This window comes from Ruegeria atlantica (assembly GCF_013032505.1).
In the GTDB taxonomy this organism is placed as follows: domain Bacteria; phylum Pseudomonadota; class Alphaproteobacteria; order Rhodobacterales; family Rhodobacteraceae; genus Ruegeria; species Ruegeria atlantica_F.
In genome coordinates this window covers 282,800-295,627 of the sequence record NZ_WQCG01000003.1, presented here as the reverse complement: position 1 = coordinate 295,627, position 12,828 = coordinate 282,800, and the positions used below count along the sequence as shown (strand labels likewise).

The window sequence follows — 12,828 nt, the reverse complement described above, 5'->3', positions numbered from 1 at the left end:
TAGAGGGCAAATCGCCAAAATTCGATAGCCGACTTGGGAAGGTAGGAATTTTGCCTACAAGGGGATTGCAGGAGCCGTGGCAACCATGCATCTGTTTCAAAGCAGGCTTTGCCCCGCGCGCAACGTTTTTTAGAGACCGGACCTGATATCATGGCCAATGAAGCTGATGCGCCCCACACGCATATCTTTCCGATCCGGGTCTACTATGAAGACACCGATATGGGCGGGGTCGTCTATCACGCGAATTATCTGAAATTCATCGAACGCGCGCGGTCCGACTATGTGCGCCGGTTGGGCAATGATCAAAACGCGATGCGTGATGGCGGGATCGTCTGGGTCGTGCGCCGGATCGAGGCCGACTACCTTGCGCCCGCAAAGTTCGATGATGAGCTGATTGTTGAAACCTGGCTTTCGTCGCTCTCTGGAGTGCGGTTGACAATGGGACAATTGGTCAAAAGGGGCGATACCGAGATTTTCCGGGCCTCGGTAACTGCGGTTTGTATGAACGCTCAAGGCAAGCCGGTCCGCCTTCCGGCAGAGATTCGCGCATTGATGTAACATTTTGTCGGTCCGGGGTGGTTATGTTGGCTTTTCGTAACCAACTGGGATAGCGTTTGGCAAAACAAGGCCAAATAAACGGCCGTCAGGCAAAAACAAAGAGCAGGTTCATGGAAGCTGAAACGCTGGCGCTGGCGCAGGAGATCGATTTCTCCATGTGGGGGCTGTATGCCCGCGCGACATTTATCGTCAAACTTGTGATGTTGATGCTTATCGGTGCATCCATCTGGTCGTGGGCGATAATCATTCAGAAATTGATCAATTACCGTGCCGCCCGTCGCGAAGCGCAGGTGTTTGATGAATCCTTCTGGTCCGGCAACCCGCTGGATGAGTTGTTCGAACATATCGGACCGCAGCCCGACGGCAGTTCCGAGAAGATTTTCGCCGCGGGCATGATCGAATGGCGCAGGTCACATCGAACAGACGGTGGATTGATCGCAGGGGCCACCGCACGGATTGACCGCTCGATGGATGTGGCGATCGCGAAAGAGGCCGAAACGCTGCAAAAAGGCTTGCCCATTCTGGCGACTGTCGGCTCGACTGCACCATTCATTGGCCTTTTCGGGACCGTTTGGGGCATCATGAACGCCTTTATCGAGATTGCAGAGCAACAGAACACCAACCTGGCCGTTGTGGCCCCAGGTATTGCCGAGGCGCTGCTGGCCACTGGCCTGGGTTTGCTGGCTGCGATTCCGGCGGTGATTTTCTATAACAAGCTCAGCTCAGACAGTGATCGGATCGTGGGTGGTTACGAGGCTTTTGCCGACGAATTTGCCACCATCCTGTCGCGTCAGTTGGACAGTTAAGATGGGCGCCGCGGTTCAGCAATCTTCGGGTGGAAACGGGCGCAGACGCGGGCGTCGTCGCGGGCGTGCCCAGCCGATGGCTGAGATCAACGTGACGCCATTTGTAGACGTTATGCTGGTGTTGCTGATTATCTTTATGGTGGCGGCACCGCTGTTGACTGTTGGCGTGCCGGTGGACCTGCCCAAAACCGCGGCAAGCGCCTTGCCGGGCGACAACGAAGAGCCGCTGACTGTCACGATGACTGCAGAAGGGCGTGTGCAAATTCAAACCACGGATGTTGCGCGCGAAGAGTTGATTGGCAAACTGCGCGCCATTGCGGCAGAGCGTAGTAGTGACCGGGTTTTCCTTCGGGCCGATGGTGCAATTCCATACGCGCAAGTGATGCAGGTCATGGGTGCGCTGAATGCAGGCGGGTTTTCCAATGTGGGGCTGGTGACCGACACCGGTGGCCCCGCGCTGGACGAAGGTGGAGAGTGAGGCCGCGCGGTGGATACCGGCACCAAGATCTCGGCAATTGCCCATGTCAGTTTGATTTCATGGGCTCTGTTTGGCGGTACCTTTCGGTCCGAACCATTGCCTATGCCCGTGCAGGATATCTCTGTGATCTCAGCTGAGCAGTTTGCCGCTATGACAGCACAGAGTGAGGCGCCCGAGGTGCCGACACCAACCGCTCTGCAACAGCCTGATGCGCCTGAGGAAGAAATTCCTACCCCTGAAACGGTGGAAGAGGAACCGCCGACGCCTGAAGTGTCCGAGCCCAACGAACCAGAACCGGAGTTGGAACCAGAACCGCTGGCACCCCCACCCGAACCGGTCGAGATTGAACAGCCCCCCGCACTAGAGGCCCCGGAACCCGAGGCCGTCGTCCTGCCCACGCCGCCAGGGCCCGATGCGCAGCCTCGGCCTGCGGATAAGGTCGCGCCGGAACCCGTTGCGCCGCCACCGCCTGAGGCCACACCGGATGATATCGAGTCCCCGGCCGTATCGCTGGACGAAGGAGCAGAGGTTCAGCAAGAACAGCAGGATCAGACCGCACCCGAGGAGGCCACGGATGAAATCGTGACTGAGGCGGAAGAAGCCGAGGAATACGCGCCGCGTACTTCTCCGCGCCCGCTGGTGCGACCGAACCGACCGACGCCGCCGGCAGAACCTGTGGTGGCCGAGACCGAAGAGCCGACCGAACCGGAGCCTGCGCCCACTGATGAAACCGCTATCAACGATGCACTGGCCGAAGCATTGGCGCAGGGCAGCGAACCGACTGGCCCACCGCTGACCGCAGGTGAGAAGGATGCCATGCGCCTGGCGGTGTCGAAGTGCTGGAATGTTGGTTCTTTGTCCACGGACGCGCTGCAGACGGTTGTGGTCGTTGGGTTCTCGCTGACACCGGATGGCAAGGTGATTGGCGGTACGCTGGAAATGCTTGACAGTTCCGGCGGTACTGACGCGTCTGCAAGACAAGCGTTTGACGCCGCCCGACGAGCGATTTTGCGCTGCGGGGCCAAAGGATACGCTCTGCCTACTGACAAATACGATCAATGGCGGAATATTGAGATTACATTCAATCCCGAGAGGATGCGGATCAAATGATGAGATTTCTGACCAGCCTGTTGCTTGGCCTGACAATTCTGGCAGCGCCGGTATACGCCCAAAGCGGACCACTACGTCTTGAGCTGGATCAGGGGATTATCGAACCCTTGCCTTTTGCGGTGCCGAATTTCGTCCCCGACGGCCCGGCCGCCGCGCAATTTGCCAACGACATCTCGCGTGTTGTTGCGGCCGACCTGACCGGAACCGGGCTGTTTCGCGAAATCTCGTCGGATGCATTCATCAGTCGGGTCAGCAGTTTCGAGGCACCGGTGCAGTTCGCAGATTGGAAGGCAATCAATGCCGAGGCACTGGTGACCGGGGCCGTTAACGTTTCAGGCAAGCGTCTGACGGTGCGTTTCCGGGTTTGGGATGTGTTTTCGGGTCAGGAACTGGGCAACGGTCTGCAGTTTTCCGGCACAACAGACGGATGGCGGCGCATGGCACATAAGGTGGCCGATCAGGTCTATAGCCGTGTGACCGGTGAAAGCGGCTATTTCGACAGCCGCGTAGCATTCGTCTCGGAAAGCGGACCCAAGAACCAGCGGCAAAAGCGTCTGGCCATCATGGATTACGACGGTGCGAATGTTCAGTACCTCACTGACAGTGCGGCTATTGTTCTGGCACCACGGTTTTCACCCACAGGTGATCGGCTGCTGTACACCAGTTATGAAACCGGCCAGCCAAGGATCTACGTTCTGGATGTCGACCGCGTCAAACGCACCGAACTGAAGACGCAGGACGGCACAATGAGCTTCTCGCCGCGCTTTTCGCCCGATGGACGTTCGATTGTGTATTCGCTGATTCAGGGCGGCAACACGGACCTTTGGAAAATGGATCTGGCCTCGGGGCAAAGTGTGCGCCTGACGAACACACCTGCCATTGAGACCGCGCCCAGCTATTCCCCGGACGGTTCGCAAATCGTGTTTGAAAGCGATCGCTCTGGCACGCCGCAACTCTACGTCATGCCTTCAAACGGCGGCGAGGCGACGCGCATTAGCTTTGGCCAGGGCAGGTATGGAACACCGGTCTGGTCGCCGCGCGGTGATCTGGTCGCGTTTACCAAACAGAATAAAGGCCGTTTCCACATCGGGGTCATGCGCTTAGATGGCAGTGAGGAACGCCTGCTGACTTCGTCCTTCCTGGACGAGGGACCGACATGGTCGCCGAATGGCCGCGTCATTATGTTTACCCGGGAATCGCAGGGTGCAAGTGGTCGGGCGACACTGTATTCGGTGGATATTTCGGGCCGTAACCTGCGGCCAGTGCAGACACCTGATGGCGGTAGCGACCCATCCTGGGGACCACTGCAGAAGTGATCGTGGCAGGGGGTTGGAAAAGTTCACAAATTTCCTGCACTGTGATAACAGAGACAGCAATAAAGAAATAAAACGACGAGGCACCTGAAATGAATGTATTGGGCAAAGTCATAGCATTGGGCGCACTGGGCATAATGGCCGCCTGCACCAACAACGATCCTTCGGCACTGGGCGGTGGCGCAGGGGGTAATGGTTCGATCCTGCCGGGTTCGCCCAGTGATCCCCGCTCTCCAGCCTATTTCCAACAAACCGTAGGGGACCGCGTGTTGTTTGAGGTCGATCAATCGACCCTAACCGCGCAAGCACAGACGATTTTGCAGGGGCAGGCAGACTGGCTGCTTGCCAACACGGATTTCGTCGCCACGATCGAAGGGCATGCGGACGAACAGGGCACCCGCGAGTATAACCTCGCTCTGGGCGCGCGACGTGCAAACGCGGCGCGTGAATACCTTATTTCACGTGGCGTTGCGGGCAACCGTTTGACCACCGTCAGTTACGGCAAGGAACGCCCGATCGAAATTTGCAGCACCGAGGAATGCTATTCCAAAAACCGCCGAGCGGTGACGGTTCTGACCGGTTCAACTTTGGGGTAAGATGATGCGAATTGCAGGATGGGTTCTGGCTGCGGTCATGGCGACCGCCGGCGCGGCAAATGCACAGGATCAGCAAACCCTGGCGGATATCCGTCAGGAACTGACGGTGCTGCACGTCGAAATCCAGCGCCTCAAGCGCGAGTTTTCGACCACAGGCTCGCCAGCGCCGAACCTGGCCGGCAGCTCCGTTCTGGAACGCGTCGACGCCATCGAGGCTGAATTGCAGCGCCTGACCCGTCAGACCGAACAGTTGAACCAGCGTGTGCAGAACATTGTCACCGATGGCACCAACCGGATCGGCGATCTGGAGTTCCGGTTGGTAGAGCTGGAAGGCGGTGATCTCAGTACGCTTGGCGAGACGTCGACCTTGGGCGGCGAGACCGAAATCACAGCTGCGGCACCGACAACACCTACTACCCCGACGACACCGAATTCGGTGGAACAGGGTGAACTTGCAGTAGGCGAGCGCGCTGATTTTGATACCGCATCTCAAGCCCTTGCAGAAGGCAACTATCAGGCCGCAGCGGATCAGTTCGCCGCGTTCGAGACGTCATATCCCGGAAGTCCGTTGGCACCCGAGGCCAACCTGAAACGCGGACGGGCGCTTGTTGGGGTTGGTGATACGCGCGAGGCTGCACGGGCCTTCTTGGCCAGTTTTACCGGTGATTCCGAAGGTGCATTCGCACCCGAGGCGTTGTTCGAGCTGGGCTCGGCGCTCGGGCGCTTAGGGCAGACCGATCAGGCTTGTATCACCCTTGGTGAAGTAGGCGTGCGTTTCCCATCTTCGACTTCGGCCACGAATGCCACGCAGGAAATGGCAAGCCTGGGCTGTTCTTGACCGAAAACGTTGAAAGACTGCGCGCCGAGATTCGGGCGTGCTTGCCCAAAACCCTTCCATCGCGCCTTGGTGTGGCTGTGTCCGGCGGAAGCGACTCGGTCGCCTTGCTATTGTTGCTGAACGAAATTGCGCAAGGCGCGCAGGTTGAGCTGTTTGCGGCGACAGTTGACCACGGATTGCGTCCCGAATCCGAAGACGAAGCGCGGAAAGTCAGCACCCTTGCCGCAGGTCTGGGCATCACGCATCAAATCCTGAAGTGGAAAGGCTGGACCGGTGACGGGAACCTTCAGGACCAGGCCCGTCAGGCCCGTTATAGGCTGTTAGCCGAATGGGCCAACAGCAATGCGATCAGTGCGATTGCGTTAGGTCACACCGCGGATGATCAGGCCGAAACCTTCCTAATGCGCCTGGGGCGCGCCGCTGGGATCACGGGCCTGTCCGGCATGTCGAATGAGCGAAACATGAATGGTGTGACGCTGTTGCGGCCAGTGTTGGGCGTCACACGACAGACGCTGCGTGACTACCTGTCGGGCGAAAGGGTTGATTGGATCGAAGACCCCTCGAATCAGGACTTGAGGTTTGACCGGATTAAGGCACGGCAAGCCTTGATTGATCTCGCGGAATTGGGAATCACAGCCAAGTCTTTGACCCGAGTCGCTGAAAATCTTGCACAAGCGCGTGAAGCCTTAGAGCGTTTTACGCAGGAATCCGCCCGAAAAATTGCCAAGGTGGAAACCGGAGACGTGTGTTTGGATCGTGTGGCCTTTCAAACCTTGCCAAAGGAAATCCAGCGACGGCTTTTGGTCGGCTGCGTTGCCTGGATAGCTGGGCAGGGGTATCCGCCACGCCAAACTTCGGTGGATCAGGCAGTAAAGGCCGTTGAAGACGGCAGTGCTACCTCGATCGGCGGTTGTTTGTTGGTCCCGCAGGCCAATAAGATGTGGATTTGCAGAGAGCTAAACGCAGTACAAGGTGAAACCGTGCGTCCTGGCGAACTGTGGGACAGGCGTTGGATTCTGTCAGGAGATTCGGTTGCCGACGCGCAAATTCGCCCATTGGGCGAGGAAGGCTTGCCAAGGGTTCCGGATTGGCGGAGCCTGGGCAAGCCGCGAAAGGTATTGTTGGCGTCACCAGCCGTTTGGAGAGCAGATGAACTGATTTCAGCGCCAAATGCCGGGTTCGCGAACGGTTGGTCCGCTGAATTGGCCGTTGGAACGCCCGAGTTTCACTCTTCTTTTTTATCGCATTGAACCTGCTTGAATCATCTCTATTTTATAGAGCAACCCGGCAGATCCCCATCTGCCGAAATCTTTTGGGAGATTTTCCTTGGGCAACGCTCGCAATATCGCCTTCTGGGTCGTTCTGTTTCTGCTGATCCTTGCACTGTTCAATTTGTTCAGCGGACCAGGCGGAACGCTTCAGAGCAATGAAAGAACTTATTCGGATTTCGTAACTGCTGTTGAAGCAGGCGAAGTTAAGAACGTGACCCTGGATGGCGAACAGATTCGCTATACCACGCAAAGCGGTGCCAGCTATGTCACCATCAAACCCGGCGATGCCGAGGTCACCAAACTGCTGATTGACGAGAGCATTCCTGTTCGCGCCGAGAAACAGCAACAATCTGGCTTTCAGTCGTTCCTGATCACGCTGCTGCCATTCCTGTTGCTAATTGGTGTTTGGGTCTATTTCATGAACCGGATGCAAGGCGGCGGAAAAGGCGGTGCAATGGGCTTTGGCAAGTCCAAGGCCAAGATGCTGACCGAAAAGCATGGCCGTGTGACGTTTGACGACGTGGCGGGCATCGACGAGGCAAAAGAAGAGCTGGAAGAGATCGTTGAATTCTTGCGCAACCCGCAGAAGTTCAGCCGTCTGGGTGGCAAGATCCCGAAAGGCGCGCTTCTGGTCGGTCCTCCGGGTACCGGTAAAACGTTGCTGGCCCGTGCGATTGCGGGTGAAGCTGGTGTTCCGTTTTTCACTATTTCGGGCTCTGACTTTGTCGAAATGTTTGTCGGCGTCGGTGCTTCCCGCGTGCGCGACATGTTCGAGCAGGCCAAAAAGAACGCGCCGTGTATCGTCTTCATCGACGAAATTGATGCCGTGGGTCGCCATCGTGGCGCTGGCTACGGCGGCGGTAACGACGAGCGCGAACAGACCCTCAACCAGCTGCTGGTCGAGATGGACGGGTTCGAAGCCAATGAAGGTGTGATCATTCTGGCGGCTACCAACCGTAAGGATGTTCTGGACCCAGCCCTGCTGCGTCCGGGCCGGTTCGACCGGAACGTGACCGTTGGCAACCCAGACATCAAAGGCCGTGAGAAGATTTTGGGCGTGCACGCGCGCAAGACACCCCTGGGCCCTGACGTCGATCTGCGCATCATCGCGCGGGGTACACCGGGTTTCTCGGGTGCTGATCTGGCGAACCTCGTGAATGAGGCTGCGCTGATGGCCGCGCGTGTGGGCCGTCGCTTTGTCACCATGGAAGATTTTGAGAACGCCAAAGACAAGGTGATGATGGGGGCCGAGCGCCGCTCGATGGTTCTGACACAGGACCAGAAGGAAAAGACAGCCTATCATGAGGCCGGTCACGCTGTTGTCGGTCTTGAACTGCCGCTGTGCGATCCGGTTTACAAAGCGACTATTATTCCGCGCGGTGGAGCGCTGGGTATGGTTGTGTCGCTGCCTGAAATGGATCGCCTGAACTATCACCGCGATGAGTGTGAACAGAAGCTGGCGATGACCATGGCTGGCAAGGCTGCCGAAGTAATCAAGTACGGCGAAGATCACGTTTCGAACGGTCCGGCCGGTGACATCATGCAGGCCAGCCAACTGGCGCGCGCCATGGTGATGCGCTGGGGTATGTCGGACAAGGTCGGTAACATCGACTATGCCGAGGCTCACGAAGGCTATCAGGGTAACACTGCTGGTTTCTCGGTTTCAGCGCATACTAAAGAGCTGATCGAAGAAGAGGTGAAGCGCCTGATCCAGCAAGGGTATGAGCATGCGCACAAGATCCTGACCGACAAGAACGAGGAATGGGAACGCCTGGCGCAAGGGCTGCTTGAATACGAAACCCTGACCGGGGATGAGATCAAGCGTGTAATGAATGGCGAGTCGCCCAGCGAAGGTGATGACGAAGGTGATAAGCCGGATGAAGGCAGTGCACCCAGTGTCACGGCCATTCCCAAGACCAAGGTCAAAAAGACCCCGCCCGAAGGCGGGATGGAGCCGGAACCTTCGGCGTAAAGAAATCAGACCCGGGCACAGTCCCGGGTCTTTTCTTTTGCGCTTTTCATTTGGACCAGTCTGACCTTTAGTGCGATTTTGACAGTCCGCAGTCGAAGAGGATTTCAAATGCCGGTTTTGCGCGAAACAGAATTCACGGGTGAAGTTGTTTGGCTGGGCCATGTGCCTGCGGGTGACTCGATTCGATCCAAAGCGGTCGATGCTTTGGATCTGGATTTCTCAGGCGACAAAGGCGAACGGCATGAGGGGCTGAACCGTCCATCCTGTGTCCGGGTCAAAAACCTGTATCCGCAAGGCACCGAAATCCGCAATGTCCGTCAATTGTCGGTGTTGTCCGCCGAAGAAATGGACGCAATAGCCCAAGAGATGGGTTTGGAGTTTTTGGACCCATCGTTTTTAGGTGTCAGCATCCTGCTGCGCGGTATCCCGGACTTTACACATCTTCCCCCGTCCTCGCGCCTGCAGGTCCACGACGGTGTCACAATCACCGTGGACATGGAAAACCGCCCCTGCATCATTCCCGGACGCGAGATCGAGGCTGATCAGCCCGGATACGGTCCGTCATTCAAGCCAGCGGCACAGGGTCGAAGGGGCGTGACCGCGTGGGTGGAACGGCCCGGGCAATTGCGGCTGGGGGATCGGATGACGCTGTTTGTGCCGGACCAGCGCGCCTGGGCGCCATAAAAGTCAAGCATTTTTGATTTGAAACCGTTGAAGTGACGCTACGCCGTTTCACGGCACGAATATGTCGGAATTTCTATCCATTGGAATTGTACACAACGGTATGGATTGATCAGCACCGACCCAATTGCGTCGGTTTGCAGGGAATTCAACCAGGGGTCTTGCCCAATGAGCTATAAATCCGACATCGAAATCGCGCGCGAAGCGAACAAGAAGCCGATTCAGGAAATCGGCGCAAAGATCGGCATCGAATCCGCTGATCTGCTGCCCTACGGGCATGACAAAGCGAAAGTCAGCCAGGACTTCATCAACTCGGTTCAGGATCGTGAGGATGGCAAACTGGTGCTGGTGACAGCGATCAACCCGACCCCGGCAGGTGAGGGCAAAACCACCACCACAGTTGGTCTGGGTGACGGTCTGAACCGCATCGGCAAGAACGCGATGATCTGTATCCGCGAAGCATCGCTGGGTCCGAACTTCGGGATGAAGGGTGGCGCTGCAGGTGGCGGTTACGCGCAGGTTGTTCCGATGGAAGAGATGAACCTGCACTTCACCGGCGATTTCCACGCCATCACCAGCGCGCACTCGCTGCTGTCCGCGATGATCGACAACCACATCTATTGGGGCAATGAGTGTGAGATTGATACCCGCCGCGTTGCATGGCGTCGTGTGGTCGACATGAACGACCGGGCCCTGCGCCAGATAACTGCTTCGCTGGGTGGTGTGTCCAACGGCTTCCCGCGTGAAGCAGGTTTTGACATCACCGTGGCGTCCGAGGTCATGGCGATCTTGTGTCTGGCCAACGACCTGAAAGACCTGGAAAAACGTCTGGGCGACATCATCGTGGCCTACCGCCGCGACAAAACCCCGGTCTACTGCCGCGACATCAAAGCCGAAGGCGCAATGACCGTTCTGCTGAAAGATGCCATGCAGCCGAACCTGGTGCAAACGCTGGAAAACAACCCGGCATTTGTCCACGGCGGCCCCTTCGCGAACATCGCACACGGTTGTAACTCGGTCATCGCAACCAAGACCGCCCTGAAAGTCGCTGACTATGTCGTGACCGAAGCAGGCTTTGGTGCTGACCTGGGTGCCGAGAAGTTCATGAACATCAAGTGCCGCAAGGCAGGCATCGCACCGTCGGCAGTCGTTCTGGTTGCCACCGTGCGCGCGATGAAAATGAATGGCGGCGTTGCTAAGGCTGATCTGGGCGCGGAAAACGTCGATGCGGTCAAATCGGGCTGTGCAAACCTGGGCCGTCACATCGAAAACGTGAAATCGTTCGGCGTGCCGGTTGTTGTCGCCATCAACCACTTTGTCACTGACACCGACGCCGAAGTGCAGGCGGTCAGCGAGTATTGCGGCGAGCACGGTGTTGAAGCGGTTCTGTCGCGTCACTGGGAGCTGGGCTCGGAAGGTTCCGCGCCGCTGGCAGAAAAAGTTGTCGAAATCGTCGAAGGTGGCAGCGCCAACTTCTCGCCGATCTACCCCGACGATATGCCGCTGTTCGAAAAGATCGAAACCATTGCCAAGCGTATCTACCGCGCTGACGAGGTGCTGGCCGACAACAAGATCCGCAACCAACTGCGTGAGTGGGAAGAAGCGGGCTACGGCAACCTGCCGGTCTGCATGGCGAAAACTCAGTACTCGTTCTCGACCGACCCGACCCTGCGCGGCGCGCCCACCGGCCACTCGGTTCCGGTACGCGAAGTTCGCCTGTCCGCAGGTGCCGGCTTCATCGTGGTTGTCTGCGGTGAGATCATGACCATGCCCGGCCTGCCTCGCAAACCGGCTGCGGAAACCATCTGTCTTAACGACGCAAGTGAGATCGAGGGCTTGTTCTAAGCCGCCGAATAGGACATCTCGTGGTCCGGGGAATCCCCGGGCCATGAGGAGATTGCGATGCCCACTCTGACACCCCCGCAAGACTGCGCAACTATGCAGGACCTGCGGGTTCAGATCGACAAGCTGGACCGCCAACTGATCGAAATGTTGGTGAAGCGCGCAAGTTATATCGACCGCGCTTCCGAGCTGAAGCCGGGTGAGGGCCTGCCTGCCCGCATCCCGGACCGTGTTGAAGACGTGGTGCAACGCGTGCGCGCAAGCTCGGCCGAGTTGGGAATGGATCCGGATTTGGCTGACAAACTGTGGCGCATATTGATCGACTGGTCGATTGCACGTGAGGAACGTGTTCTCGGCCCAGACTGAATGACCGGGCGCTTCATGCGCCCGATCCGTTTTTTGAAAGAAGGGATCAAAGGATGGTAGCCCAGGTTATCGACGGCAAGGCTTTTGCGGCCAAAGTCCGTGCGCAAGTTGCCGATCAGGTTGCAAAGCTGAAAGAAGAAAACGGCATTACCCCCGGCCTGGCCGTGGTACTGGTGGGCGAAGACCCGGCCAGCCAGGTTTATGTCCGCTCGAAAGGTAAGATGACCGTCGAAGTCGGCATGAACTCTTACGAGCACAAGCTTGATGTCGATACCTCGGAAGAGGACCTGCTGGCGCTGATCGCTAAGCTGAACAATGACCCGGCGGTGCACGGTATTCTGGTGCAATTGCCGCTGCCAAAGCATCTCAACGAGGATCTGGTAATCAACTCCATTGACCCGGCCAAGGACGTCGATGGGTTCCACATTTCGAACGTGGGTCTGCTGGGCACCGGGCAGAAGTCGATGGTGCCTTGCACCCCGCTTGGCTGCCTAATGATGCTGCGTGATCATCATGGCTCGCTGTCCGGAATGGACGCGGTGGTGATCGGGCGCTCGAATATTGTGGGCAAACCGATGGCCCAACTGCTGCTGGGCGATAGCTGCACCGTGACCATCGCGCATAGTCGCACCAAGGACTTGCCCGACGTGGTCCGACGCGCAGATATCGTTGTTGCAGCCGTTGGCCGCCCTGAGATGGTGCCAGGCGACTGGATCAAGGAAGGGGCCACCGTCATCGACGTGGGTATCAACCGAATTGAACGGGACGGTAAGAACAAGCTGGTCGGTGACGTCGACTACGCTAGCGCCGCTGAGCGCGCTGGCGCTATTACTCCGGTACCTGGTGGCGTTGGCCCAATGACCATCGCTTGCTTGCTGGCCAACACACTGACAGCCTGCTGTCGCGCCAACAGCCTGCCTGAACCCGAAGGGCTGACGGCCTAACACAAATTGTTGGGGCGCGGATACGTGCCCCAACTCACCTGCATTATTGGCTT

At 57.8% G+C, this 12,828-nt stretch carries 13 protein-coding genes; all 13 read left to right on the top strand.

Annotated elements, in window-relative coordinates; translation table 11 throughout:
- Positions 1–150 precede the first annotated feature (150 nt).
- Positions 151–558: a tol-pal system-associated acyl-CoA thioesterase gene (gene ybgC / locus GOW92_RS13120; RefSeq protein WP_170561048.1), complete on the top strand. Its 408-nt coding sequence runs from the start codon at positions 151–153 to the stop codon at positions 556–558.
- Between the two features lie 110 nt (positions 559–668).
- A complete protein-coding gene (tolQ, locus tag GOW92_RS13115; protein ID WP_170561047.1) occupies positions 669–1,364 on the top strand; it encodes a protein TolQ in 696 nt (231 codons plus the stop codon).
- Between the two features lies 1 nt (position 1,365).
- Positions 1,366–1,842 carry a protein TolR gene (gene tolR / locus GOW92_RS13110; RefSeq protein ID WP_170561046.1) on the top strand — a complete coding sequence of 159 codons (477 nt, stop codon included), beginning with the start codon at positions 1,366–1,368 and terminating at the stop codon, positions 1,840–1,842.
- A gap of 9 nt (positions 1,843–1,851) precedes the next feature.
- Positions 1,852–2,952: an energy transducer TonB family protein gene (locus GOW92_RS13105; RefSeq protein WP_170561045.1), complete on the top strand. Its 1,101-nt coding sequence runs from the start codon at positions 1,852–1,854 to the stop codon at positions 2,950–2,952.
- Complete coding sequence (gene tolB / locus GOW92_RS13100; RefSeq protein ID WP_170561044.1) at positions 2,949–4,268, top strand: Tol-Pal system beta propeller repeat protein TolB; 1,320 nt, start codon at positions 2,949–2,951, stop codon at positions 4,266–4,268. Before GOW92_RS13105 ends, tolB begins: the two co-directional genes overlap by 4 nt.
- An 89-nt stretch (positions 4,269–4,357) precedes the next feature.
- Positions 4,358–4,861, top strand: coding sequence for a peptidoglycan-associated lipoprotein Pal (gene pal / locus GOW92_RS13095; RefSeq protein ID WP_109312610.1), 504 nt, complete (start codon positions 4,358–4,360; stop codon positions 4,859–4,861).
- Positions 4,862–4,865: 4 nt separating this feature from the next.
- Positions 4,866–5,699 (top strand): tol-pal system protein YbgF, encoded by an 834-nt coding sequence (gene ybgF / locus GOW92_RS13090; RefSeq protein ID WP_170561043.1) that lies wholly within the window; start codon positions 4,866–4,868, stop codon positions 5,697–5,699.
- Positions 5,696–6,949: a tRNA lysidine(34) synthetase TilS gene (tilS, locus tag GOW92_RS13085; protein WP_170561042.1), complete on the top strand. Its 1,254-nt coding sequence runs from the start codon at positions 5,696–5,698 to the stop codon at positions 6,947–6,949. The genes ybgF and tilS overlap by 4 nt, the downstream gene beginning before the upstream one ends.
- Before the next feature lie 76 nt (positions 6,950–7,025).
- Positions 7,026–8,942, top strand: a complete 1,917-nt coding sequence (gene ftsH / locus GOW92_RS13080; protein ID WP_170561041.1) for an ATP-dependent zinc metalloprotease FtsH — start codon at positions 7,026–7,028, stop codon at positions 8,940–8,942.
- Positions 8,943–9,050: 108 nt separating this feature from the next.
- The gene (locus GOW92_RS13075) at positions 9,051–9,626 is read left to right on the top strand and encodes an MOSC domain-containing protein (protein WP_170561040.1); all 576 of its coding nucleotides are present in this window, start codon (positions 9,051–9,053) and stop codon (positions 9,624–9,626) included.
- Between the two features lie 165 nt (positions 9,627–9,791).
- On the top strand, positions 9,792–11,468 hold the full coding sequence (locus tag GOW92_RS13070; RefSeq protein ID WP_170561039.1) for a formate--tetrahydrofolate ligase: 1,677 nt from the start codon (positions 9,792–9,794) through the stop codon (positions 11,466–11,468).
- A 57-nt stretch (positions 11,469–11,525) separates the two neighbouring features.
- On the top strand, positions 11,526–11,831 hold the full coding sequence (locus GOW92_RS13065) for a chorismate mutase (RefSeq protein WP_170561038.1): 306 nt from the start codon (positions 11,526–11,528) through the stop codon (positions 11,829–11,831).
- A 53-nt stretch (positions 11,832–11,884) separates the two neighbouring features.
- The gene (gene folD, locus GOW92_RS13060) at positions 11,885–12,775 is read left to right on the top strand and encodes a bifunctional methylenetetrahydrofolate dehydrogenase/methenyltetrahydrofolate cyclohydrolase FolD (RefSeq protein WP_170561037.1); all 891 of its coding nucleotides are present in this window, start codon (positions 11,885–11,887) and stop codon (positions 12,773–12,775) included.
- Positions 12,776–12,828 lie beyond the last annotated feature (53 nt).

What these genes read in the sequence shown, in the direction of transcription:
- ybgC (WP_170561048.1), top strand. Translation starts at nt 151, where the DNA reads ATGGCCAATGAAGCTGATGCGCCCCACACGCATATCTTTCCGATCCGG.
- GOW92_RS13070 (WP_170561039.1), top strand. Translation starts at nt 9,792, where the DNA reads ATGAGCTATAAATCCGACATCGAAATCGCGCGCGAAGCGAACAAGAAG.
- tolR (WP_170561046.1), top strand. Translation starts at nt 1,366, where the DNA reads ATGGGCGCCGCGGTTCAGCAATCTTCGGGTGGAAACGGGCGCAGACGC.
- GOW92_RS13065 (WP_170561038.1), top strand. Translation starts at nt 11,526, where the DNA reads ATGCCCACTCTGACACCCCCGCAAGACTGCGCAACTATGCAGGACCTG.
- pal (WP_109312610.1), top strand. Translation starts at nt 4,358, where the DNA reads ATGAATGTATTGGGCAAAGTCATAGCATTGGGCGCACTGGGCATAATG.
- tolQ (WP_170561047.1), top strand. Translation starts at nt 669, where the DNA reads ATGGAAGCTGAAACGCTGGCGCTGGCGCAGGAGATCGATTTCTCCATG.
- folD (WP_170561037.1), top strand. Translation starts at nt 11,885, where the DNA reads ATGGTAGCCCAGGTTATCGACGGCAAGGCTTTTGCGGCCAAAGTCCGT.
- GOW92_RS13075 (WP_170561040.1), top strand. Translation starts at nt 9,051, where the DNA reads ATGCCGGTTTTGCGCGAAACAGAATTCACGGGTGAAGTTGTTTGGCTG.
- tolB (WP_170561044.1), top strand. Translation starts at nt 2,949, where the DNA reads ATGATGAGATTTCTGACCAGCCTGTTGCTTGGCCTGACAATTCTGGCA.
- ybgF (WP_170561043.1), top strand. Translation starts at nt 4,866, where the DNA reads ATGCGAATTGCAGGATGGGTTCTGGCTGCGGTCATGGCGACCGCCGGC.